This window comes from Pseudoalteromonas sp. SG44-17 (genome assembly GCF_014164235.1).
Lineage (GTDB): Bacteria > Pseudomonadota > Gammaproteobacteria > Enterobacterales > Alteromonadaceae > Pseudoalteromonas > Pseudoalteromonas rhizosphaerae.
The window spans coordinates 1-23815 of the sequence record NZ_JACJEV010000024.1; the positions used below are offsets into that span (position 1 = coordinate 1).

18 protein-coding genes and 1 pseudogene are annotated in these 23815 nt (G+C 40.9%); 15 read left to right on the top strand and 4 right to left on the bottom strand.

Annotated features, from left to right (window positions below):
- Nucleotides 1-63: 63 nt before the first annotated feature.
- The 5 genes from H5182_RS15695 to H5182_RS15715 all read left to right on the top strand — a co-directional run bounded on the left by H5182_RS15695 (nucleotide 64) and on the right by H5182_RS15715 (nucleotide 7844).
- Entirely contained in the window at nucleotides 64-432 is a 369-nt protein-coding gene (locus H5182_RS15695) for a hypothetical protein (RefSeq protein WP_182719192.1), read from the top strand.
- 86 nt (nucleotides 433-518) lie between these two features.
- On the top strand, nucleotides 519-1844 hold the full coding sequence (locus tag H5182_RS15700; RefSeq protein WP_182760299.1) for a TolC family protein: 1326 nt from the start codon (nucleotides 519-521) through the stop codon (nucleotides 1842-1844).
- Nucleotides 1834-3579 (top strand): efflux RND transporter periplasmic adaptor subunit, encoded by a 1746-nt coding sequence (locus H5182_RS15705; RefSeq protein WP_182760300.1) that lies wholly within the window; start codon nucleotides 1834-1836, stop codon nucleotides 3577-3579. The genes H5182_RS15700 and H5182_RS15705 overlap by 11 nt, the downstream gene beginning before the upstream one ends.
- 8 nt (nucleotides 3580-3587) lie before the next feature.
- A complete protein-coding gene (locus H5182_RS15710) occupies nucleotides 3588-6704 on the top strand; it encodes an efflux RND transporter permease subunit (protein WP_182760301.1) in 3117 nt (1038 codons plus the stop codon).
- 243 nt (nucleotides 6705-6947) lie between these two features.
- Nucleotides 6948-7844 (top strand): hypothetical protein, encoded by an 897-nt coding sequence (locus H5182_RS15715; protein WP_182760302.1) that lies wholly within the window; start codon nucleotides 6948-6950, stop codon nucleotides 7842-7844.
- Nucleotides 7845-7855: 11 nt separating this feature from the next.
- On the opposite strand, the gene nfi is transcribed toward H5182_RS15715, so the two are convergent.
- Nucleotides 7856-8542 (bottom strand): deoxyribonuclease V, encoded by a 687-nt coding sequence (nfi, locus tag H5182_RS15720; RefSeq protein ID WP_182760303.1) that lies wholly within the window; start codon nucleotides 8540-8542, stop codon nucleotides 7856-7858.
- A gap of 442 nt (nucleotides 8543-8984) precedes the next feature.
- On the opposite strand from nfi, the pseudogene H5182_RS15725 reads away from it, so the two are divergent.
- From H5182_RS15725 to H5182_RS15740, 4 genes and pseudogenes are all read left to right on the top strand, one after another.
- Nucleotides 8985-9226 (top strand): annotated as a pseudogene (locus H5182_RS15725) (efflux RND transporter permease subunit); the annotation flags it as partial.
- 441 nt (nucleotides 9227-9667) lie between these two features.
- Nucleotides 9668-9826: a hypothetical protein gene (locus tag H5182_RS15730; RefSeq protein WP_182760304.1), complete on the top strand. Its 159-nt coding sequence runs from the start codon at nucleotides 9668-9670 to the stop codon at nucleotides 9824-9826.
- A complete protein-coding gene (locus H5182_RS15735; protein ID WP_182760305.1) occupies nucleotides 9823-10680 on the top strand; it encodes an immunity 49 family protein in 858 nt (285 codons plus the stop codon). Before H5182_RS15730 ends, H5182_RS15735 begins: the two co-directional genes overlap by 4 nt.
- A 354-nt stretch (nucleotides 10681-11034) precedes the next feature.
- Nucleotides 11035-11490 carry a hypothetical protein gene (locus H5182_RS15740; RefSeq protein ID WP_145238201.1) on the top strand — a complete coding sequence of 152 codons (456 nt, stop codon included), beginning with the start codon at nucleotides 11035-11037 and terminating at the stop codon, nucleotides 11488-11490.
- A gap of 54 nt (nucleotides 11491-11544) precedes the next feature.
- On the opposite strand, the gene H5182_RS15745 is transcribed toward H5182_RS15740, so the two are convergent.
- The 3 genes from H5182_RS15745 to H5182_RS15755 form a co-directional block, all read right to left on the bottom strand.
- Complete coding sequence (locus H5182_RS15745; RefSeq protein WP_182760306.1) at nucleotides 11545-13032, bottom strand: exopolyphosphatase; 1488 nt, start codon at nucleotides 13030-13032, stop codon at nucleotides 11545-11547.
- Complete coding sequence (gene ppk1, locus H5182_RS15750; RefSeq protein WP_145238207.1) at nucleotides 13025-15112, bottom strand: polyphosphate kinase 1; 2088 nt, start codon at nucleotides 15110-15112, stop codon at nucleotides 13025-13027. The genes H5182_RS15745 and ppk1 overlap by 8 nt, the downstream gene beginning before the upstream one ends.
- A gap of 120 nt (nucleotides 15113-15232) precedes the next feature.
- Nucleotides 15233-15739, bottom strand: coding sequence for a glycine cleavage system protein R (locus H5182_RS15755; RefSeq protein ID WP_145238210.1), 507 nt, complete (start codon nucleotides 15737-15739; stop codon nucleotides 15233-15235).
- A gap of 359 nt (nucleotides 15740-16098) precedes the next feature.
- Here H5182_RS15755 and H5182_RS15760 point away from each other — a divergent pair, with 359 nt between their 5' ends.
- From H5182_RS15760 to H5182_RS15785, 6 genes are all read left to right on the top strand, one after another.
- Nucleotides 16099-18333: an ABC transporter permease subunit gene (locus tag H5182_RS15760; RefSeq protein WP_145238213.1), complete on the top strand. Its 2235-nt coding sequence runs from the start codon at nucleotides 16099-16101 to the stop codon at nucleotides 18331-18333.
- A 14-nt stretch (nucleotides 18334-18347) separates the two neighbouring features.
- On the top strand, nucleotides 18348-19997 hold the full coding sequence (pstA, locus tag H5182_RS15765; RefSeq protein ID WP_182760307.1) for a phosphate ABC transporter permease PstA: 1650 nt from the start codon (nucleotides 18348-18350) through the stop codon (nucleotides 19995-19997).
- A gap of 27 nt (nucleotides 19998-20024) precedes the next feature.
- Nucleotides 20025-20852 carry a phosphate ABC transporter ATP-binding protein PstB gene (pstB, locus tag H5182_RS15770; RefSeq protein WP_145238219.1) on the top strand — a complete coding sequence of 276 codons (828 nt, stop codon included), beginning with the start codon at nucleotides 20025-20027 and terminating at the stop codon, nucleotides 20850-20852.
- Nucleotides 20853-20906: 54 nt separating this feature from the next.
- Nucleotides 20907-21608 carry a phosphate signaling complex protein PhoU gene (gene phoU, locus H5182_RS15775; protein ID WP_064668157.1) on the top strand — a complete coding sequence of 234 codons (702 nt, stop codon included), beginning with the start codon at nucleotides 20907-20909 and terminating at the stop codon, nucleotides 21606-21608.
- Nucleotides 21609-21779: 171 nt separating this feature from the next.
- Nucleotides 21780-22457: a TIGR00153 family protein gene (locus H5182_RS15780; protein WP_145238222.1), complete on the top strand. Its 678-nt coding sequence runs from the start codon at nucleotides 21780-21782 to the stop codon at nucleotides 22455-22457.
- A gap of 39 nt (nucleotides 22458-22496) precedes the next feature.
- Nucleotides 22497-23765 (top strand): inorganic phosphate transporter, encoded by a 1269-nt coding sequence (locus H5182_RS15785; RefSeq protein WP_145238225.1) that lies wholly within the window; start codon nucleotides 22497-22499, stop codon nucleotides 23763-23765.
- Nucleotides 23766-23815 lie beyond the last annotated feature (50 nt).

The following is a 23815-nucleotide window of genomic DNA, read 5'->3' on the forward strand; positions in this document are numbered from 1 at the left end:
TAGAACCTAGAACCTAGCACCTAGAACCTAGAACCTAGAACCTAATTTATAAAAGGCACTTTTTTGCAACGCATTTATATTAGTTTATTCACAGTCGTTTTATTGCTCACTTTAGTGGGTCAAGCGGTTGCGTCTGTAACTATGAGTTGTGATATGCCACACATGAGTCAACCGCAAGCAACTATGGCTGATAGTAGTGATATGCATCACGACATGTCTGCGGGTATGATGAACATGGATTGTTGTGACGATGACGCAACCGCTAATCAAGAGTGTGGTTGTCCAATGAGCGCCTGCAGTACCCACTCAATGTTAAACATGAGTGTGTTAGTTACCGTTATACTGACGACGTCTGAAAAAGTACAACTTTATATCCCGCAAAATCAACATCGTATAGCCAGTTCACTGTATCGCCCTCCTATGCCTGCTTAATTGCAGGATAGGTGCGTCTAAAATTTACCTAAATCACCTTTTCTGCCCCTAAATTTAGTTGTCTTTTAATTTTAGTGGAGTAAGTGATGAATCACTTCGCAGTATTTAAAGTCAGTTTTTTAGCGCTTATGCTAACAACTGCAATTCCAGCACACAGTAATGAATTAAGCCTTGATGAAGCGCTCAGCTATGCACTTGATAATGAGCCATGGCTAACCGCCAGCAAATATCAACAAGCTGCTATAAAAGCACAAAGTTTAGCGGCAGGCACACTGCCGGATCCAGTATTAACGGTGGGCTTAATGAATTTACCCACCGACGGTTTTGCTTTTGACCAAGAAGGCATGACCCAATTAAAAGTTGGCGTGAGCCAAATGTTTAGCCGTGGCGATAGCTTAGCGCTTAAGCAGCATGCGTTAGCGCAGTCAGCGCAGCAATATCCTTGGCTACGAGCCGACAGACTCGCTCAAGTAAAAACCATTGTTATTGAATCTTGGCTCAATGCATATCGTGCCCAGCAAAGTATTGCGTTAATTGAGCAAGATAAAGCATTGTTCTCGCAACTTATTGATATTACTGAATCGAGTTATGCCAGCTCAGTAGGTAACACCCGCCAACAAGATATTATTCGAGCGCAGCTAGAGTTAACCCGCCTTGAAGATAAATTAGTGATGTTAGAGCAGCAGTTCGAAAGCGCGAAAAAGCGTTTATCGCAATGGTTACCAATCAACATGTTAACTCAGCCTGTCAGCGCAAAACGTCATGATATAGCGCCTTTAGTTGATTTTGCGCAGCTTGAATTTGCACAGTTGATGCCATTATTAATGGCGCATCCAGCGATTATCGCGCTTGATAAAACAGTAGCGGCTAAACAAACAGAAGTTGAGGTGGCAAAACAAGGCTATAAACCGCAGTTTGGGGTAAATATGGGCTATGGTTATCGTGATGATACGCCAATGGGGGATTCCCGAGCGGATCTGTTTTCAGTTGGTGTGAGTGTTGATTTACCACTATTTACTGATAACCGCCAAGACCAACAAGTTAATGCGGCGATTGCTATGGCAGAGGCGGTGAAAACTCAAAAACTAATTGCATTACAAAAGCTAAAAGGGATGTATTTTAAAGAGTTTAGTCAGTTGCCCCAATTAGCAAAGCGTGATGCACTTTATCAAACTAAATTATTGCCACAAATGGCAGAGCAAGCACAAGCTACATTAAATGCTTATACCCGTGATGATGGTGACTTTTCAGAAGTAATGCGCGCCCGTATCAGTGAACTGAATGCCAAAATTGATGCGTTAAACATAGAGATTGATCAACAAATTATTATTGCTCGCCTGAATTATTACGCTAGTAGCAAAGATGCTGCTGTGATGGTTGAGCAATTAGCAGGAGAGCACCGTGAACACTAATTTAAAATTGCTTATCGCAGTACTTATAGGTGCAGGAATATCTGCTAGTGGCTTGTATTTTTTTGGTAGTAGTACAGAACCCGAGGTGATCAGCGCAGAGAAAAAACCATTATATTGGGTTGCGCCTATGGATAGTAATTATCGCCGTGATGCACCAGGGCTTTCACCAATGGGGATGGACTTAGTACCTGTGTATAGTGAAGTAGCTGACAACAATCAAGATGGTCCCGGTGCAGTGACAATTTCCCCTGCTGTTGTTAATAATTTAGGGGTTAGAACGGCTAAAGTACAGCTCAAGGCACTGCAAAGTGAAGTAAAAACGGTGGGCTACGTACAATACAATCAAGATCAGTTAGTGCATATTCACCCGCGTGTAGAAGGCTGGATAGAAACGCTGTACGTTAAAGCCGCTGGCGATCAGGTAAAACAAGGGGAACCGCTGTATACCTTATACTCTCCGCAACTGGTAAATGCTCAAGAAGAATTTGTACTGGCTGTTGATCGTAATAACACCGTGCTTATTCGTGCAGCCAAAGCGCGCTTAAAAGCATTGAATGTGTCGGATGGTTTTGTCGAGCGCCTACAAGTTAATAAAAAGGTGATGCAAAATATTACCTTCTATGCTCGCCAAAGTGGTGTGGTTGATGAACTTAATGTGCGCGAAGGTTTTTATGTCAAGCCAGGCACCTCAATGATGAGTATTGCTCAACTTGATGAAGTTTGGGTAGAAGCCGAAGTATTCGAGCGGCAAGCGCAGCTTATTGAAGTCGGTTTACCGGTGACTATGACTCTAGATTATATTGCCGGACAAAGCTGGCGCGGTAAGGTCGATTATATTTACCCAACATTGGATGCCAAAAACCGTACTTTGCGGGTGCGTTTACGCTTTAATAATCAAGATCACCAACTAAAACCGAATATGTTTGCGCAAGTAAGCATCCATGCTAAAGCTGCTGAGCAACAACTTATAGTACCTAAAGAAGCGGTGATCCGCACCGGTTCCCAAGACCGTGTTGTTATCGCTTTAGGCGAAGGACGCTTTAAATCGGTGGCAGTCGAACTGGGCCGCAGTGATAGCCATAACGCCGTTATTTTAGCGGGCGTTAAAGCCGATGATGAAGTGGTGACGTCAGCGCAATTCTTGTTAGATTCAGAATCCAGCAAAAGCTCTGATTTTAAGCGCATGCAAACACCAGAAGCTACCACTAGCGTGTGGGGCAAAGGAGTCGTTAATAGTGTAATGGCAGGTCACCGTATGGTGAATATCAGCCATGACCCTATTGAAGAGCTCGATTGGCCTAGTATGAAAATGGACTTTAAGGTTGCCGATAGCGTTGATTTTCAAGCGCTGCAAGCTGGGCAAACACTGCATTTTGAGTTGACTAAAAAAGCCGATAGCAGTTATATGATTAGCGGCATTCATATTATGGATTCCACCCATATGATGAGCGAAGCGCAAAATATGGCGACCGTAACCGGTACTATCAACAGCATTAATAAAGCCCAGCGCACTGCCAATATTAGCCGTGGTGCAATTGAGAAATGGCACCGAGATCCGGCCACTATGGACTTTATGTTTGCTGAACATATTGATTTAAGTAGCCTTGAGCCGAAGCAACAGCTGACATTTACTTTTAGTGTGCAAGATGGTGAGTTCGTGATCCAGCGTATCGATACTGAATCAAGCATGCGAACTAGTGACAATAGCGCCATGTCATCGCATAACGGACATTAGGAGGCTTTATGATAGCAGCAGTTATTCGTTGGTCCGTTACCAATCGCTTTTTTGTATTATTGCTAACAGCAATACTCATTGGCAGCGGTTTATTTGCGGTAAAAAATACCCCAGTTGATGCCTTACCTGATTTATCCGATGTGCAGGTGATTGTAAAAACCTCATACCCAGGGCAAGCGCCACAGGTGGTGCAAGATCAGGTTACTTTCCCACTTACCACCGCGATGCTCTCAGTACCCGGGGCGCAAACAGTACGTGGTTTTTCATTTTTTGGTGATTCCTACGTATATGTCATCTTTGATGAAAACACCGATCTTTACTGGGCTAGAAGTCGAGTGCAAGAGTATTTAAGTCAAGTAGCAAGCCGCTTGCCCGACAGCGCAACTGCAGAGCTGGGCCCAGATGCCACCGGTGTAGGTTGGATTTATTTATACGCGCTGGTGGATAAAACCAATCAGCACGACATTAGCCAGTTACGCAGCTTGCAAGATTGGTTTTTAAAGTTTGAATTGCAAACCGTACCAGGGGTGTCAGAAGTGGCCTCAGTGGGCGGTATGGTGAAGCAATATCAAGTCAATGTAGAGCCAGATAAACTGCGTGCTTATGGTCTACCACTGAGTTTAATTCAAACCGCAATTAAGCAAGGTAACCAAGAAATGGGCGCTTCGGTGGTGGAAATGGCCGAAGCCGAATACATGGTAACCAGCACCGGTTATATAAAAAGCGTGGCTGATTTAGAGGCAATTCCACTTGGGGTGAATGCCAACGGGACACCGCTGCAATTACGCGATGTAGCCGATATTCGCCTTGGGCCACAAATGCGCCGTGGCATTGCTGAGCTAAACGGCGAGGGCGAAGTAGCTGGTGGCGTAGTGGTGATGCGCTATGGCGAAAACGCACAAAAAACCATAGAGCTGGTGAAAGCAAAACTTGAATCACTCAAGAAAGGCTTACCCGATGGGGTAGAAATTGTGCCTGTGTATGACCGCTCTAATCTGATCAAAAATGCAGTGGATAACCTCACCAGCAAACTATTTGAAGAGCTAGTGGTAGTGGCGCTTATCTGCATCGTATTTTTGTTCCATGTACGCTCGTCCTTGGTGGCAATTATCACTTTACCGCTGGGAATATTAACGGCATTTATCATCATGTATTGGCAAGGCATAAACGCCAATATAATGTCGCTGGGTGGTATTGCTATCGCCATTGGCGCGATGACCGACGGCGCGATTGTAATGATCGAAAACATGCATAAACACATGGAAAAAACGCCACTAACCGATGAAAACCGCTGGCAAGTTGTCACCGATGCTGCCAGTGAAGTCGGTCCAGCGCTGTTTTTTAGCTTAATGATTATTACCGTGAGCTTTATGCCAGTGTTTATTTTAGAAGCCCAAGAAGGCCGGATGTTTGCTCCGTTAGCGTACACTAAAACCTATGCCATGGCCGCATCTGCAGGATTAGCTATCACTTTAGTACCGGTATTAATGGGTTACTTTATACGCGGCAAAGTTATTTCAGAGCACAACAACCCTGTAAACCGCTTGCTAGTGAATGCTTACAAGCCACTGCTGAACACGGTCTTGCGGTTCCCTAAAATGACTTTAGTACTGGCTGTGGTGGTCGCTGTTATTGGCTTTTATCCGGTCAATAAAATTGGCAGTGAGTTTATTCCGCCGCTGGATGAAGGCGATTTAATGTATATGCCGACGACTTATCCTGGTTTATCGATTGGGAAAGCGCGCGAGATTTTACAACAAACCGATAAGCTCATCGCCACAGTGCCAGAGGTGTTAACCGTGTTTGGTAAAGTCGGCCGGGCAGAAACAGCAACCGATCCTGCGCCACTGACCATGATTGAAACCTTTATTCAGCTCAAGCCAAAAGATCAGTGGCGCGAAGGCATGACCTTAGACAAGTTGAAAAAAGAACTCGACGGCTTAGTGAAGTTTCCAGGTCTGACTAATGCATGGGTGATGCCGATCAAAACTCGTATTGATATGCTGGCAACTGGGATTAAAACCCCTGTGGGCATTAAAGTTGCGGGACCAAATTTGAGCGAGATTCAAAAAATTGGCCAGCAGATTGAAGTGTTACTTAAAGATGTACCCGGCACGGCTTCCGTTTACTCTGAGCGAGTAGCGGGTGGGCGTTATATAAAGGTCGATATCAACCGTGAAAAAGCCGCCCGTTACAGCTTAAATATTGCCGATGTGCAGCAAGTGGTTGCCACCGCAATTGGCGGCATGAATGTAACCGAAACGGTCGAAGGGCAAGAGCGTTACCCGGTAAACTTACGTTATCCGCAAGACTACCGGGATTCGCCCGAAGAACTGATGCTATTGCCAATAGTCACCCCTGCAGGGCAACGCATTGCTCTTGCCGATGTGGCTGACGTATTTATTGAAGATGGTCCGCCGGGCATAAAAAGCGAAAATGCCCGCTTAAACGGCTGGAGCTTTATTGATATTGATGGCATTGATATTGGTAGTTATGTCGACAATGCGCGCAAAGTGCTTGACGAAAAGCTAGTGCTACCAGCAGGTTATTCAATAACCTGGGCAGGGCAATATGAATACATGGAACGTGCGAAAGAAAAGCTCGCCTATGTATTACCACTGACCTTAGCGATTATAATTGTGTTGTTGTACCTCAACTTTAGAAGCTTTGTAGAAGTGGCAATTATAATAGCAACCTTACCGCTGGCGATGATCGGAGGCATCTGGTTAATGTACTTAGAGGGCTTTAACTTCTCAGTCGCCGTGGGGGTGGGCTTTATTGCCCTTGCTGGGGTCGCGGTGGAAATTGGCGTGATTATGCTGGTGTACTTAAATCAAGCCTACCAAGAAAAGTGTGCTCAAGCCAAGCTAGCAGGTACAACGCTTAGTTTTGCGGAGCTTAAACAAGCCATAGTCGAAGGCGCAGGCCTGCGAGTACGCCCAGTGATGATGACAGTCGCCACTATTATAATCGGTTTGCTCCCCGTACTTTACGGCACAGGCACCGGCAGTGAAGTAATGAGCCGCATCGCCGCGCCGATGGTCGGCGGTATGTTTAGTGCGATTGTATTAACCTTGCTCGTATTACCCGCAGTGTATTTGTTATGGCGAAAGCGGGGTCTGTAAAGCAGATAATAAAAAGGAGTGGGCTAACTACCTGACTCCTTTATTCTAATACTTTAATTTATTATTTTTATGTACACAGGGGTCAGGTTCGTTGCTTCACAACACTGCTCATATGCCAGTACCTGAACAACCATGACAGAGTATTATGAAGCAAGTGATCTGACCCCTATTATTTGCTATCTGACCCCTATTATTTGCTGGTATATTACAAAAGTTTGAAATTCTCACAGGAAGAGTTGATTAATGAAATGTGAAGCTCCACCGCTTGTTGTGTTTGATGCGCTAGTGAATCAAGATAATACCTACTTTTTTAAAGGAGTGCCCTTTACGGGCGTTGCTATTTTAGCTGAAAGGGGGATTGTTGTTAGCAAAAAGCAATTTTTTAATGGTCAAATATTGGGTGATTACGATTTACCTTTTATAGACATTAAAGGGCTTGAGCTTTTAGATGCGGCCATTGATCAAGAATGGGATGGAAATTTTCAGCTTATTCACGAAGGCAAACCTTTCAATGGTGTTGTATATGAGACTGCTTACGGTTGGGTGTGTGATGTACGTTGTATCGTTAATGGATGGATTGCTGATGCAATAGCACAACACTTTCAAAAACATGATTGCTACTCTGAATTATTTTATGGCGTTGGTCCTATTCAGTATGAATATGAATGGAATGAGCCTTCAGTGTTATCTTATTATGAAGCTAGATTTCAAGCAGAGGATAAAAGAAGTTTAAAGTTAGCTTTTAGTAAAGAAAACAGGCTTCGTGGTATATATATCTATAAAAGTATTGACGATATTTTTTGTTTGAATGCTGCAGTTGATAATTCACCGCTAAAAATCACTAGCTTTAGCGATATAAAAAAATTGCCTACTGGTAATGTTATAGAGCTTAGTCTACAAGACGTAACGGATATAAAGTTTACAGAATTACTGCCACCATTGTTAGAATTCCCAGTTAATACGCTTTTTGTTTCGAATGTTAGCAGGGGTGTTTTATGTGAGCTTAACAAACATGCTTGGCTGGAGCTAGAAGAACTAAGCTTTCACCATTTAGTTAATTTAACGTTAGATGAAGTCATTTCTTTTCGAAATGATAATTTTAAGGAGGTAAAAATATTATACAAACGTAAGCTTTATTAATGAGTTAAGATTTATGTTTTTTCATAAGTCTTTTCTCTATGTTTTTTTAAAGTTTTATTTACCAATTGGTCTGCTTGACGAGTGGTTTCTGGGAGTCGATATTTAGACGCTAGTTTTAACACCCACTCAACTGCAGTATCTAAAGATACTTTATGGCCAATGGATACATAAACGGGTTTGATATTATCTTGTGTACGTAAAACTTTGCCGATAATTTCAGCTCTATCCATTAAATTTGATGTTGCGCCGCGGTGTTTTGCAAGTTCTTTAAACTCGCCTAACAACTTGGTTTTTCCGCAGCCTATGGTTGGGATATCTAAGGTGACACCCAAGTGGCAAGCAAGGCCAAAGCGTCTTGGATGTGCAATGCCATGCCCATCGCAAACAATTAAATCAGGTACTATGGTCAGTTTATTAAATGCATTTAAAAGAGGGGGGACCTCACGAAATGAAAACAGCCCAGGGATATAAGGAAAGCTGATAGGCTCAATACTGGTTTGTACTTCAAGTACTTCTAATGTATCAGCATTCAGTACCGTAATTGCGCCAACAACTTCAGATGATTGTTCGTTATAGGCAACATCGACACCAGCAATTGTATTTATATCATTAAATTCGTTATGTATTTTTACAGATTTAGCTAATTTTTCTTGTTTCGCAATAAATAGCAGTTCATCGAAATGTTGTTGCTCTTCCATGTGACTTATAAATTAGTATAATTTGAAGTATCTCATCAAAGTATAATACACTAAAGCTGGGTTGATTTAAGACCAGTTTAAGAAACCACCCATCTTTAATGATTTGCCTACACTTAGGGCTATTCACCGAGGAAGAAAAGAATAGGGTCAGAAAAGAATAAAAAGAGTAGGGCACCCATTAGAAAGTTCCGGTCAAGCAGGCAGCTGTGTTTTCTTGTTCTTTTTATTCAAAAAACCAAGTGTTGTTATTTTTTTAACTCACTTTAGATATGACTACACATCTAATAATGACGTCGATTGGTGTGAATATGCACTGTGGCTTGAATAAAGAACGCCATATGAATTTAGGCAGTTTAATTAAGCATCATTGATGATTAATTAAGGCCCTTGGCTTTCGCCTCAGTCATCGTTTAGTGCCAATGTCTGTCCAGTTCTTGGCAGCGATGGCATTGATATCAGCAGTTATGTAGACAATGCACGCAAAGTGCTTGACGAAAAACTAGTACTACCAGCAGGTTACTCAATACCTGGGCTGGGCAATATGAATACATGGAGCGTGCTAAAGATAAGCTCGCTTATGTATTACCTCTGACCTTAGCGATTATTATCGTGCTGTTGTACCTCAACTTTAGAAGCTTTGTAGAAGTAGCCATAATAATGGCCACCCTACCGCTGGCAATGATGTCAAATGGTATAAAGGTACGGGCTGAACCGTTGCATCTTTATTAAGTTATTGAAGTACAGAATCTAAAGTAAAGTACCTAGCTATACCTAACTTAGCTGATTCTTCTAAAACCCTGTCCCTTTTATTCTTCTAAGTGCTGCTATTTACAGTGGGCAATAAAAGAGATATCGATGGCATAAGTGCGAAATTTTCTGGTTAAATATGGGCCTGTCCTTTGACTTTTGTTTTATTATGCCTGTCCCTTTATTTTTTCTCGAATAAGTAAGATAGTGGCAAAAAGAAAGACCTGGCCATTGCGCTTTTGTATGGTAACAAACTGCCTGATGCAAAGTCGCTGCGAGCAGCATTGCAAGATAAAGGTAAACGCGTTGAGCAAGGTAGTACCTCTTATGTACAGTCAGTAGTTGAAAACATGCAGCGCGAGTACAATAAGGCGATTGGTGCGGGCAACAATAGCGCTAGGTAATACCTTAGAAGCATTTAAGAATTACTCTGGTAAGATTGAATTTCGTAAAGTGCAGCAGGGTTTTCAAACCGGCAGTAGCTTAAAGCCAACGTTTGACGTGACAAATTACACTATTGGAAGTATCAAGTTATGAGCCATTTAAAGTACCACAATGACCACTATAAATTAGTGAATTTGCAAAATGCCTATCAAATTCATTTAGATACTTATAACAATAGGTGGCAGCGTTATCTCGAGCTAGAGCCCGCGATTTATGAGGAGCCGCAGGCACGGTTAAACTCTGACGCAATGGATTGTATAAGTCTAAGCTTTCATGCACAAAATGCAGAAAAAGGGCTTGATGGCGTGCCTATTATGCGCTTTGGCCTAGATTTATTACATGCGCACTATAATTTAGTGTCGAACCCAGGGCTGCGCCATATTTTTACCTTAAAAGAGCACGTGTTTCGCTTAGAGGGTCATTCTGAACATCGCGAAGTCATGGTTGATAATTGGTTATTGCAATTGAGTTTAGCGCTTTGCTTAAGAGAGGCTGATGCGGTTGAGCTAATCTGCCGGTGCGAAGAAGATTGGCTTGAGTACCCTGATGCCTTTGACTTCGCACTCCTCAAGTTTGTGCGAAATATATTTGTACAAGACGCAGACCAAACAGTGTTATTACGGGAGGTAATGGAAAAGTCAGGCCCTGAGCATGTTGATGAATTTAGAGCGCCTTACGTGAACCAGCTATTCTTACCTTATTTGGATGTGTGGGTAGCGCTGTTATCAAACGATGCCGCTCATTACCAACGGGCAATCCATAAAGCTATTGAATTACATTACACATTCTATAACGACCCACCGGAGGGGGCGGTCACGTGGAAAGGTGATGTAGCCTTGCTGATAAGCGCGGTGGCAAGCCTTGCCTATGATAAGCATGGCTGGCAGGTACCCGACACCCCCTACCTTCCAAAGTGGCTTATTTATAAAGAGTTTGAAGAGGGGTAAACCAGCCTCACTTCAACATCAGTATAAATAGCAAGAATAGCTCAGCTCTTTGTTATTGCCTTTTCATATTTAGCAGCGCGTATTTTATCTACGGCTAGGATATGAAAAGGCTGTAATGAACATATATTGATTTATCTGAATAATGCCTGTTATTGACTCGGTATTTCACTTAGCCATAGTTTAAATAAAATAGGAGCCACCGCTTTTTACCGCCACCCTATAAAAATTACCCTATGACTTGTAACTTATACGAGTTTGGGTGATGGTTTTTTAATATCTCTCTGTTTTAATTTAACTTTTTATTGGCACGTTTTACGCAGGAGTATGGTTACTAGGGTTAATTAAGGAACGCACATGCAAGTTAAAACAATACAAGAAGTGTACGACTGGACTGTACTATTTCATACCCAAATGGCGGCAAATTTTTTTAGTCTCAGAGACGATTTAGCAGAGCATAACCAAATGCTGGCAGACTATTTTGTTAAGTACGAAAAAAAGTTGGCTGAGGATTTAGTTGGTTTTAAAGCCATCACGGAGATCAATACCTTAGATACTTATTGTTACGAGTACTTTGCTGAAAACTCTGAACTGATTAATTTTACAGATTTAAACCGTGATACGCGTGTTGATGAGCAAGCCATGCAAGGTTATATATCAGATCAGCATCAAAAGGTGATCAATCTTTATCAATACTTACTTAGTCGTGCAGAAACGCCAACAGGTAAAGAGAAACTATCTCAATTGCTGGAGCTTGAACATCAAGGATTAAAGCAAATGATGCAAAGTGCTAATCGCCATATGGATATGTAATAGAAGATCTAATTTGGATAGCGCATGCTATCCAAATTCAGCCATATCTGTAAATCACACAAAGTCGATTAAAAAGCCTACTTTCTTCAAATATTTTTGCTCTTGTTGTAAATCAGCATGAAGCAAGGTTTGTTCATTGAGCCAATCAGCTGGGAACTGCAATAGCATACTATTGCCTTTTACTGACACTGCTAACTCTTGATGTTGATCGTTAAGGCGTTTTTGATTTAATAATATAGCTAGTCTGAGTAAGACAATTAATTGTAATATTTGAAAGTGCGGCACCGAGAGTAAAGTTGGAAATTCTTCTAAACGAATTTTTTTACGGTAAAACCGTATCATACAGCTTAATAATGTTTGCTGTTGTTGAGTAAATCCTGGCAGCTGACTATTTTCAACAACATAAGCACTATGTTTGTGTAAGCCTGATGAGTTAATACCTAAACCCACTTCGTGTAATTGCGCTGCCCACACTAATAATTGATGATTATCTAATGAGTCGAGCTGCCATTCTTTTTGTACTTGTAGGAATAACCAATCGGCAGTATTTGCAACACGCTGGGCATGTACTTTATCTATTGTGTTTCTTTCGCTTAAATTAGCTATGGTATTGGTGCGTATATCTTTAAGCGCTAACTTTTGCTGCATTTCATGCAGTAAACCTTCGCGTAGTGAAAAGTCGCTGTAATCCATTTCGGTAATATTAAACAGCTGAAAAATCGCGAGTAAAATAGCTAAGCCACAGCAAATACTTACTTGACGCTCCGGGCTTAAACCTTCAATAAGTAAGTTATCGATAGTTTTAGCGGCTATAAACTGAGTTTTAAGTTCGATCAATCGCTCCTGTGTGATATTTTTTTGTTCAGGGTCATTAGCGTTGATCATGGCTAATATTGATTTGATGGTGCCTGACGTCCCCACTACCGATTGCCAGCCTGCACTGACGTAATTGGCAAAAATGACTTCAAGTTCTTGCTCTGCTTTTATTTGTGCTTTGCTAAAGCGTTTATCATTAATAATACCATCGGCAAAAAATTGCTTGGTATAGCTTACGCAGCCCATATTACGGCTAGAGAGCAGCTTATGTTTAAAATGCTTGCCAATAATTAGCTCGGTGCTACCGCCGCCAATATCAATAACTAAACGGTTTTCATCGTGATGAACATAATGAGCAACACCTTGATAGATTAAGCGGGCTTCTTCTTGACCTGAGATCACATCAATATGATAAGGAAAAACTCTATTTGCCTGAGTTAAAAATGAATTAATATTTTTAGCTCGTCGTAATGTATAAGTTGCAGCAATTTTTACATTGCTCGCAGGGAAGTCTTGTAGCGTAGTAGCAAACTGCTTTAATATCGTTAATGCTCTATCTATGGCAGTTTGACTTAATTGATTTTTTTCATCTAAGCCATCGGCTAAGTAAACGCGTTGTTTTTCTTTGTGGAGAATTTGCAAAGAGCCATCCACTTCTCTTGCGACCACTAAATGAAAGCTGTTTGAGCCTAAGTCAACCGCAGCTATTGAGGGATAATCATTCATTATTGTAATTGCCTTCCCATTTTTTTAAGTGATCATAAATAGCTATTTGCGAACGTATTTTTTTACGATTACCGCGTCTAACATAATGATTTTTCTGTTCGCTATCAATGATTCTCGCTTTGGTACGATCTTTAAATTGCAGTTCAAGTACGTCAACAATGAGTTGTTTTAGTTTTTCATCATAAATAGGCACGCCAACTTCAACTCGATGATCAAGATTACGTGTCATCCAATCTGCAGATGAAATATAGACTTTTTCATCCCCATTATTACCAAAGATCATAACTCGCGGGTGCTCTAAAAAGCGATCGACGATACTAATTACCCGAATGTTGTCGCTAAAATTATTGAGTCCTGGCACTAAGGAACACATACCACGGACAATAATGCGAATTTTAACACCGCTACGAGCGGCCAAGTACAAACAATCAACCAGTTCTTTATCTACTAAGTTATTTATTTTTAATGTTATTTTACCGGTGTGGCCATTTTCAACATGGGTTATTTCTTGGTGAATTAAACCAAGCAACAGCTGTCGAGCGTTCACTGGCGAAATCATCAAATGTTCGAACATAAACGGTTTATAACTGCTTTCAATAAACTTAAATACGCTATCACTTTCGTCACAAATACCTTGATGTTTAGTAAATAAACTAAAGTCTGTATAAATTTTGGCGGTTTTTTCGTGAAAATTACCAGTGCCAATGTGCGCGTACTTTACTATTTGACCTTTTTCACGACGATGAATAATACATAACTTACTGTGTACTTTGAGAGCTGGTATACCAAAAATAACTTTAATACCTGCGCCACTGAGTACTTTTGCCCACTCAATATTATTTTGTTCATCAAAGCGTGCTTTTAGCTCCACCATAACGGTGACTTTTTTGCCATTTTTTGCCGCGTTGATCAGTGATGAAATTAATCGAGATTTACTCGCAACACGATAAATGTTTACTTTAATTTGTGTTACTCGAGGGTCAAATGCTGCTTGGCGAACATATTCCAGTAGATGATTAAATGTATGATATGGATAATAAAGTAGAATATCTTGCTGACTAATTGCAGCAAACACACTGGCATGATTATTAAATGCTGTGCTTTGCAAAGCCGGTAATGATTTGTTTTCTAAATATTGCCGACCAACATTGGGAAAACCAATAAAGTCTCTAAAGTTACGATAGCGACCACCGGGGATCAACGCATCGTGATGAGTAACACCTAAGCGTTTTTTCATTACTTTGAGCATTGGCTCAGGCATCGCTTGGTCGTATACTAAGCGCACCGGCTCGGCATAAATACGCTGTTTTAGGCCCTTAGACATCTTATCTAAAATACCTTCTTCTAGTTCGTCATCTAGGTTGTATTCTGCATCACGGGTCAGCTTGATTGCGTAGCCTTGGATCTCAGTAAAACTAAAAAAACTGCTAAATACGTCACTTAAAAAAAACAAAATAATGTCATCTAACATCACAATAGTTTTATGACGACGGGTTTTTTCGGGTGGTAAAATTACAAAGCGTGGTACGCGATCGGTAGGGACTTCTAACATTGCATAATGACTTTTGTCGTTAAACATTTCGACAAACAAGTACGTCATTGTATCGTTAATATGATCTGAGAAGTCTTTATTTTCATCTAGCATTATAGGCGATATATGCTGTAATACATTGTCATGAAAAAATATTTTTAGCCAGTTAATATGAAATTCACTAAGCTGCTCGGGACGGTCAACATGAATGTTGTGGGTATTTAAATCATCGAGAATTTGCTGATGAATAACGTTAAATTTTTTACCAAGCTGCAAAACCTTTTGCTGAATTTGGGTCAGTAAAATTTCATCTTCATCAAAATTAGTATCTGGTAGTTTATTTAATAGAATACGTCGTTTTACATCGGCAACACGGACTCTGAAAAATTCATCTAAATTGTTTGAGAAGATCCCCAAAAAACGAATACGTTCAATAATTGGGTTATTTTTATCTTTAGCTTCTTGTAAAACGCGATCGTTAAATGACAGCCAACTTAACTCTGGGGCAAAATAATTAATCGTTTGAGACGCATCAGCGCAGGCGTTCATATTCTATTCCTTGGATAGCAACTGAACAAAATATAAAGTAATTAGATGACATAAAAATGACAAACATGTCACTTTTATGACATGTTTATCTAGCTATAAGAGATGAATTTTAGCTGTGGCTTAAGCGTCTTCAATATCAACAATTAAGTCGGATGTAATTGCTTCGAGTGCAGCAACAACTTCGTCTTTATTCATGCCTGAAGGCAAGGCAACAGTTGCTACGGCGCTGAAAATTGGTAGTCCCCAGTTTGGTGCGCTTTGCTGCTTAGAGTTTAAGTGAGTGATATTAGCCCCTTTGTGACGCAATACTCCTGCAAGTTCTTGAATAATACCTGGTCGGTCATTACCAGTTATCACAAAATTAAGCTGTTCAGCAGGTGTGTCTGGTAGTTCATGCGCGCCTGTTTCAATCCGTACTTCTAATTGTGGTAAGCCATGCAATGCGTCTTGTAATTCTTGCAGATGCTCTGCTGGCACAGCTACTTCAATGATGCCAGCAAAGTGACCGGCTAAATGGCTTAAGTTACTGGTTAACCAGTTACCATTATGATTTAAAATTGCAGATGAGATGTCTTCTACAAGTCCCGGACGATCTTGTCCCAAAATAGTTATAACCAATTGCTTCATATAGATAATTCCTAAAGAGTGCCGTAATTAAATAATAAATGCCCAGGCATGAAATTATTGTTATATTAAAAAGAACCGGATTGAGTATTGACTCAGTCCCCAAATTTGTCCAATTTTTTTGCCAATAGTTCAATTTAAAAACAGTAAAATAGTGTGAGTTTACAGTCTGAATTATCTAAACTTTTGTTTATCAATAATAAAGCACTAAGTTGAAAGTTTTTCAAGTTATTGAATATAAACATTGTTTGTTGTTTTATGATGAATACCACAACAAAGTCTTAGCAATTATGACGTTTGTAACAATACTGTCATCTTGGTGAAATATAATCTATCCAACGTTAAGATTTATAGGTGTTTTGATGACTTCCAATCCGAATAAACCGTCTTTTAATACGGATAGAAGCCGTCTATTTAAAGATCGGTTTGCCAAATTTAGCATTACCGCTGGCGGTATTATGGTATTAATAGCTTTGCTATTGATATTCTTCTATTTATTGTATGTTGTGCAACCTATTTTTGAATCAGCGAAGGTAGAAACGCGCGATAGTTTTGCGCTTAGCGATGCTGAACAAATTGTTGGCTTAGGTGTTGAAGAGCAAACAGAAATTGCTTTTTTACTGAGCAAACAAGGTAAGGTTGATTATTACAGTGTTGAGAAAAAGGGCTTTGGTAAAAAGCTTGCTAGCTTAGTTGTGCCACTTGACAGCGAAGTGAGTAGTTTTGCAACCAGCGCGCCATTTCAAGGGCATTACGCATACGGACTAGAAAATGGTTCGGTGATGATAGTGTCACCTAAATTCTTAGTTACCTTTCCTAATAACGAACGTAAATTAACCCCACGTTTGGGTTATCCACTTGGTGAAAAAACATTGCAGGTTGACGACAATGGTGCTGCCATTAAACAATTTGCATTTAGTCATTATGAAGATAAAACCGCTGTTGTGGCACAAACGGCTGACAAACGTGTGATTTTTAGCAGCTTTGTTGCTGAAGAAAACATGTTCAGCGGTGAAGTTGAATGGGTTGTAGAACGCACTGAACTTGATGTTGAAGGGCGCGTAGACCAACTCCTAATGTCGCCAGATACCACCCGTACTTTTGTTCGCTCAGCAAATCAAATTTATGTTTACGATACTCGCAATCCAAGCGAGGTTGAGCTGATCCAAATGCTTGCGGCGAATGAAGAAAATGCCAACTTGGTTTCGGCGCAATTATTAGCCGGAGCTAACTCGCTGATGCTAGCGAATGACAATGGTGAAGTTTCGCAGTGGTTTGAAATTAATACTGACGATGGCCGTGAATATCAAAAAATACGCGCGTTTGAAACCTCAAAGCAGCCTAAGCTAGATATATTCACTGAGTTTTATCGCCGTACGTTCTTTACCACCAGTTCTAATGGTGAGTTAGGCGTGTATTACACCACCAGCGAAGCAAAACTATGGCAAGGTAAAATCAGTGAAGGTCCGATTGAAAACTTTGCTATTGCACCACGCTCAAATGCGGCACTTATTCTAGCTGATGACAAATTAACCGTGGTTGAAATTCACAATGAACACCCTGAGGTGACTTGGTCAGCCTTGTGGCAAGAAGTGTGGTATGAGGGTTATCCAGAGCCGGGTTATATTTGGCAATCAACGTCTGCCGGTGATGACTTTGAAGCTAAGTTTTCTTTAGTGCCAATTTCATTTGGTACTATAAAAGCTGCTTTATATGCGATGCTATTCGCAGTGCCGATTGCGCTCTCGGCAGCAATTTATACCGCTTATTTTATGTCAGGTCCATTGCGTAAAGTAGTCAAACCAACGGTTGAAATAATGGAAGCATTACCAACCGTAATTTTAGGTTTTTTAGCAGGCTTATGGCTTGCGCCGTTGATAGAAGAGCATTTACCTGCGATTGTTGGTCTGTTATTTATGCTGCCGCTGGGGATTTTAGCGACCGCATTTGCGTGGACTAAATTACCAGAAAGCTTTCGTCACCGTGTTCCTGAAGGGGCTCACTCAATCTTACTAATACCAGTATTGTTACTGATTGGTTGGTTAGCCTTTGCGATGAGCGGGGTGGTTGAGTTGTGGATGTTTGACGGTAATGTTCGCCAGTATTTGACTAACGAATTGGGTCTGACTTTCGATCAACGTAATTCACTGGTAGTCGGTATTGCGATGGGTTTTGCGGTTATTCCGACTATTTTCTCTATCGCAGAAGATGCTGTATTTAGTGTGCCTAAGCATTTATCAAACGGTTCATTGGCGCTAGGCGCAACACAATGGCAAACCTTGGTTAGTGTGGTGTTATTAACCGCCAGCCCTGGTATTTTCTCTGCGGTCATGATGGGCTTAGGCCGCGCCGTAGGTGAAACGATGATTGTACTAATGGCAACGGGTAATACGCCAATAATGGATTGGAGTATTTTCCAAGGTATGCGTACTTTGGCCGCGAATATTGCAGTAGAAATGCCAGAATCGGAAGTGGGAAGTTCACACTATCGGATCTTATTCTTAGCCGCTTTTGTATTGTTCATATTCACCTTTATTTTCAACACAATTGCTGAGTTTGTGCGTCAGCAGTTGCGTGATAAATACAGCTCGATGTAAGTGGGAGACACGACATGTTAAAGCAGTGGTTTAAGTCAGGTTCTCCTTGGATATGGATGACAGGTGGTGCAGTAAGTATCAGTTTGATTTCTGTCTTAGGGTTATTAGCAATGATTGCTTGGAAAGGGTTAAGCTTTTTCTGGCCATCACAAGTAGTGCAATTAGAGCTACAAGGCTCGGTTGCGCAGCAAACCGTAATTGGTGAAATATACGACCGTGAAATGGTGCCTAAGTCTCGTCTTGAGGCAACCGGTGTTGATTTATCTGGTTATGATAAAGAGCAACTAGAGCGTTATTTAATTAAAACCGGTAACCGTGAATACGTTGATTTAGATTTTCGTTGGGTGTTAGAAACTGACATAAAATCAAATACCATGCCTGCGACCCTAGCTGTATTTGAGCGCAGTAAAAACGGTAACTTTTATGGCTACGTTGAACAGGTAATAAAAGACGGCCAAGTGATTACCTATAATAAAACTGAAGTATTAGAAGAATTAGTTGAACGTGCCGTTGAGCTTAATGAGCAAGCTCTTGATTTGCAAAACGGTGACATTGGTCATATTAACTATCAATTAGAGCGTTTACGTTTACAAGAGAAATCGTATTTACTTGATGATGCATTGACCGATGAACGAGTGGCTGAGCTTGCGCAACAGCGTGCTGATCTAAGGGCCGAGTATGGCGTACTTGAAAAGCAATTATTTGCACTGCGCAAACAAGCTAAGCGTGATCAGGTAACCGTAAAAGATATGCGCGGTGAAATTGTTACTTTGCCTTTATATCAGGTTTTGGATTTTTGGTTTCCTAATGACATGAGCTTTGTTGCAAAGTTAGGTCACTATTTTGTTCAACTAGGTAAATTTGTTTCAGATGATCCGCGTGAAGCTAATACCGAAGGTGGTGTATTCCCGGCAATCTTTGGTACTGTTTTTATGGTAATGTTGATGGCTGTAATCGTAACGCCGTTTGGGGTTGTAGCAGCTATATACTTACATGAATATGCGGCTAAAAATGCGGTTACCAAGATGATCCGTATCGCGGTCATTAACTTGGCTGGTGTTCCTTCAATTGTTTACGGTGTATTCGGCTTAGGATTCTTTGTTTATGTATTAGGTGGCAGTTTGGATCAATTGTTTTATCCAGAAGCCGCACCTAGTCCAGTATTTGGTACTCCAGGGGTACTTTGGTCTGCTTTAACGCTTGCTATTTTAACGCTGCCTGTGGTGATTGTATCAACCGAAGAAGGCTTATCACGTATCCCAAGTACGGTTCGTCATGGCTCTTTAGCACTGGGCGCAACGCAAGCTGAAACGTTATGGCGTATTATCGTGCCAATGGCCAGTCCTGCGATTATGACCGGTTTAATATTAGCGGTAGCGCGTGCTGCCGGCGAAGTTGCACCATTGATGCTAGTGGGTGTGGTGAAAATGGCACCGACATTACCGCTCGATGGTAACTTCCCGTATTTTCATCTAGATCGAAAGTTCATGCATTTAGGTTTTCATATATACGATGTTGGCTTCCAAAGCCCAAATGTTGAAGCGGCGCGTCCGCTAGTGTATGCCACCGCATTCTTATTGGTATCAGTAATTATTACACTGAATATCACCGCGATAGGCATACGTAACCATTTACGTGAAAAATTTAGATCGCTTGATCAATAATTAGTAAAGATTCTATAGGTAACAAACATGATTACAGTCGCTCCACAAGTAAACCAATCAAGCACGAGTTTGAAATTGGACTTAGACAATTTAAGCACCGAGCAAACGGCACTCGAGATCAAAAACTTAGATCTTTACTATGGTGAAAAACAAGCGCTTAGCTCAGTGAATATGAATATTCCAAAAGGCCAAGTAACCGCATTTATCGGACCATCAGGGTGTGGTAAATCTACGTTATTGCGCTGTATTAACCGTATGAATGATCTGGTTGATATTTGCCGTATTGAAGGTGAAATTTTACTACACGGACAAAACATCTATGACAAAAAGGTAGATGTTGCAGCGCTGCGTCGCAATGTTGGTATGGTATTCCAGCGTCCGAACCCGTTTCCTAAATCAATCTACGAAAATGTGGTTTATGGCCTACGCTTACAAGGTATCAAAGAAAAACGTAAATTAGACGAGGTGGTTGAACAGTCACTGCGAGGTGCGGCACTGTGGGATGAAGTAAAAGATCGGCTTCACGATAGCGCATTTGGTTTGTCAGGTGGTCAGCAGCAACGTTTAGTGATTGCACGCTCTATCGCCATTGAGCCTGAAGTATTATTACTCGATGAGCCAACATCAGCATTGGATCCTATTTCAACACTGGTAATTGAAGAGCTTATCAACGATTTAAAAAATAAGTTTACCGTTGTTATCGTAACCCACAACATGCAACAAGCAGCGCGGGTTTCTGATCAAACGGCCTTTATGTACATGGGTGAATTAATAGAGTACTCAGATACCAATACGTTATTTACTACCCCAACGAAAAAGAAAACGGAAGATTATATCACCGGTCGTTACGGCTAGGCTGAGTCAAACTGTTTTTGGGTTACGTTAGCGATTTTGATAAGAAGGTAAACAATGGAACACAATATTAATAAGCATATTTCTGGCCGCTTTAACCAAGAGCTAGAAAACGTTCGTAACCATGTATTAAGCATGGGTGGCTTAGTTGAGCAGCAACTTAATAGCGCGCTTGATGCGGTAAGTAATGGCGATGCTGAGTTAGCGCGTAAAGTGCGTGAAAACGACTATAAAGTAAACGCCATGGAAGTAAATATTGATGAGGAATGTACCCGTATCATTGCTCGTCGTCAGCCAGCTGCAAGTGATTTACGCTTAGTGGTCGCGATTGCTAAAACCATTGCCGATTTAGAGCGTATTGGCGATGAGGCTGAGCGTATTGCTAAAGTTGCGCTAGATTCATTTACTAAAGATCAGCAAGATTTATTAGTTAACATCGAAAATATGGGTCGCCAAGTTTCAAAAATGCTGCATGATGTACTCGATGCTTTTGCACGTATGGATGTACAAAAAGCATTTGAAGTACACAAAGAAGATGCCAAGGTTGACCGTGAGTATGAAGCAATTACTCGTCAAATTATGACCTATATGATGGAAGATCCACGTTCAATTCCAAAAATTATGGATTTAGTTTGGTCGGTACGTTCATTGGAACGTATTGGCGACCGTTGTCAAAACATCTCTGAATATATTATTTACTTTGTTAATGGCAAAGATATTCGTCATACATCTCAAGAGGATATAGAAAAATCGTTATAGATTTTTTGATACCGTCTTGTTTTATTAAAGCGGCCAATGGTCGCTTTTCATGTTTTCGTTATAATTATAATGCTGTAGCGGCAGCTGTGATGTAATAAAAGCATTCACAATCGCGGTGAATGCTGTAAAATTCACGCCGCAAAGCATACTAATTTGATTTAAGGGTCAGTTATGCCTACAAACGCATTTTTAGGGGTATTCGCAAAATCTCCTATAAAGCCAATGGAAGATCACATCAAGAAGGTACATCAAGCAAGTAAAGCTTTGATCCCTTTTTTCAATCATGTATTTAAAGAAGAGTGGCAACAAGCAGAAGAGATTCGCTTGAACATTCGTACTTTAGAACGTGAAGCCGACGACATGAAAAGAAATATACGTTTACAATTACCGCGCGGTTTATTTATGCCGGTAGAGCGTACAGATTTGCTCGAACTCGTCACCCAGCAAGATAAAATTGCTAATAAAGCAAAAGACATTGCTGGTCGTGTAATTGGTCGTGAGATGACCATTCCAAAAGAAATTCAAGTTAACTTTTTAGCCTATGTAACTCGCTGTGTTGATGCAACTAAACAAGCATCAAACGCAATCAATGAGTTAGATGAGTTACTAGAAACTGGTTTTAAAGGTCGTGAAGTGACCTTAGTAGAAAAAATGCTCGTTGAATTGGATGCAATTGAACAAGACACGGATGATATGCAAATCATAATACGTCGCCAATTACGCGACGTCGAAGATGAACTCAATCCTGTAGATGTAATGTTTTTATATAAAATCATCGAATGGGTCGGCGAGCTTGCGGATATCGCAGAACGCGTTGGTTCGCGTCTTGAGCTGATGTTAGCTCGGTAATTTACACTCAGTTCAATAACGAAAGATTAGGGTTACACAATGGATATCATTGCATCTTATGGCACGGTATTAATTTTAATTGCCGCAGCAGTCGGTTTTTTTATGGCTTATGGTATTGGCGCGAATGACGTTGCTAATGCGATGGGCACATCGGTAGGTTCAAAAGCATTAACTATTAAACAAGCTATTTTTATAGCGATGATTTTTGAATTTGCAGGCGCCTACTTAGCTGGCGGCGAAGTAACATCGACAATTCGTAAAGGCATTATCGATTCTACGCCGTTTTTAGACCTGCCAGAACTTATGGTATTAGGGATGATCTCGGCATTATTTGCAGCGGGTAGTTGGTTGCTAATAGCTTCATTCTTAGGTTGGCCGGTATCAACCACGCATTCAATTATTGGCGCTATCATCGGATTTGCCTTAGTTGCAGTTGGCAGCGAAGCGATTCAATGGGACAAAGTTGCAGGTATTGTGGGGAGTTGGATTGTTACCCCGGCGATTTCAGGGTTTATTGCCTACTTAATATTTATGAGTGCGCAAAAGTTAATTTTTGACACCGATGCGCCACTTAATAATGCCAAACGCTATGTGCCTATTTACATGGGTTTAGCCGGTTTTATCATGTCTTTAGTAACCATCAAGAAAGGTTTAAAGCACATTGGTATTAATTTAGGTGCTGTTGAAGGTTATGCATTAGCAATCGGTATTGCTGTTATTGTTGGTATTATTGGTAAAATCGTTATTTCTCGGTTAAAGATTGATCCAAAAGCCGATAAGAAAATGCAATTTAATAACGTTGAGAAAGTATTTGCTATCTTAATGGTATTAACCGCATGTTGTATGGCATTTGCTCATGGTTCTAATGACGTGGCTAACGCGATTGGTCCGTTGGCTGCAGTTGTAAACATTGTTGAAAATAACGGTGAGATAGCTAAGCAAGCGACAATCGCATGGTGGATTTTACCACTAGGTGGTTTCGGTATTGTTGCAGGCCTTGCAATTTTAGGCAAAAAAGTAATTAAAACGATTGGTGAAGGCATTACGCATTTAACACCAAGTCGTGGTTTTGCTGCTGAATTAGCTGCTGCTTCTACAGTTGTAATTGCATCGGGAACAGGCTTACCAATTTCTACTACACAAACCTTAGTTGGCGCGGTATTAGGGGTAGGTATGGCACGTGGAATTGCTGCACTTAATATGGGTGTGATCAGAAACATTGTAGTTTCTTGGGTAATTACATTGCCAGTTGGCGCTGCCCTTGCTATTGTTATTTTCTACATACTGAGAACTGCCTTTGGAGTTTAAATCCAGCAGTCTTTAAGTATTACAGACTTTTAGCTTGAAAAGATCTCAAC

What these genes read in the sequence shown, in the direction of transcription:
- H5182_RS15700 (WP_182760299.1), top strand. Translation starts at nt 519, where the DNA reads ATGAATCACTTCGCAGTATTTAAAGTCAGTTTTTTAGCGCTTATGCTA.
- H5182_RS15710 (WP_182760301.1), top strand. Translation starts at nt 3,588, where the DNA reads ATGATAGCAGCAGTTATTCGTTGGTCCGTTACCAATCGCTTTTTTGTA.
- H5182_RS15715 (WP_182760302.1), top strand. Translation starts at nt 6,948, where the DNA reads ATGAAATGTGAAGCTCCACCGCTTGTTGTGTTTGATGCGCTAGTGAAT.
- nfi (WP_182760303.1), bottom strand. Translation starts at nt 8,542, where the DNA reads ATGGAAGAGCAACAACATTTCGATGAACTGCTATTTATTGCGAAACAA.
- H5182_RS15735 (WP_182760305.1), top strand. Translation starts at nt 9,823, where the DNA reads ATGAGCCATTTAAAGTACCACAATGACCACTATAAATTAGTGAATTTG.
- H5182_RS15740 (WP_145238201.1), top strand. Translation starts at nt 11,035, where the DNA reads ATGCAAGTTAAAACAATACAAGAAGTGTACGACTGGACTGTACTATTT.
- H5182_RS15745 (WP_182760306.1), bottom strand. Translation starts at nt 13,032, where the DNA reads ATGAATGATTATCCCTCAATAGCTGCGGTTGACTTAGGCTCAAACAGC.
- ppk1 (WP_145238207.1), bottom strand. Translation starts at nt 15,112, where the DNA reads ATGAACGCCTGCGCTGATGCGTCTCAAACGATTAATTATTTTGCCCCA.
- H5182_RS15755 (WP_145238210.1), bottom strand. Translation starts at nt 15,739, where the DNA reads ATGAAGCAATTGGTTATAACTATTTTGGGACAAGATCGTCCGGGACTT.
- H5182_RS15760 (WP_145238213.1), top strand. Translation starts at nt 16,099, where the DNA reads ATGACTTCCAATCCGAATAAACCGTCTTTTAATACGGATAGAAGCCGT.
- pstA (WP_182760307.1), top strand. Translation starts at nt 18,348, where the DNA reads ATGTTAAAGCAGTGGTTTAAGTCAGGTTCTCCTTGGATATGGATGACA.
- pstB (WP_145238219.1), top strand. Translation starts at nt 20,025, where the DNA reads ATGATTACAGTCGCTCCACAAGTAAACCAATCAAGCACGAGTTTGAAA.
- phoU (WP_064668157.1), top strand. Translation starts at nt 20,907, where the DNA reads ATGGAACACAATATTAATAAGCATATTTCTGGCCGCTTTAACCAAGAG.
- H5182_RS15780 (WP_145238222.1), top strand. Translation starts at nt 21,780, where the DNA reads ATGCCTACAAACGCATTTTTAGGGGTATTCGCAAAATCTCCTATAAAG.
- H5182_RS15785 (WP_145238225.1), top strand. Translation starts at nt 22,497, where the DNA reads ATGGATATCATTGCATCTTATGGCACGGTATTAATTTTAATTGCCGCA.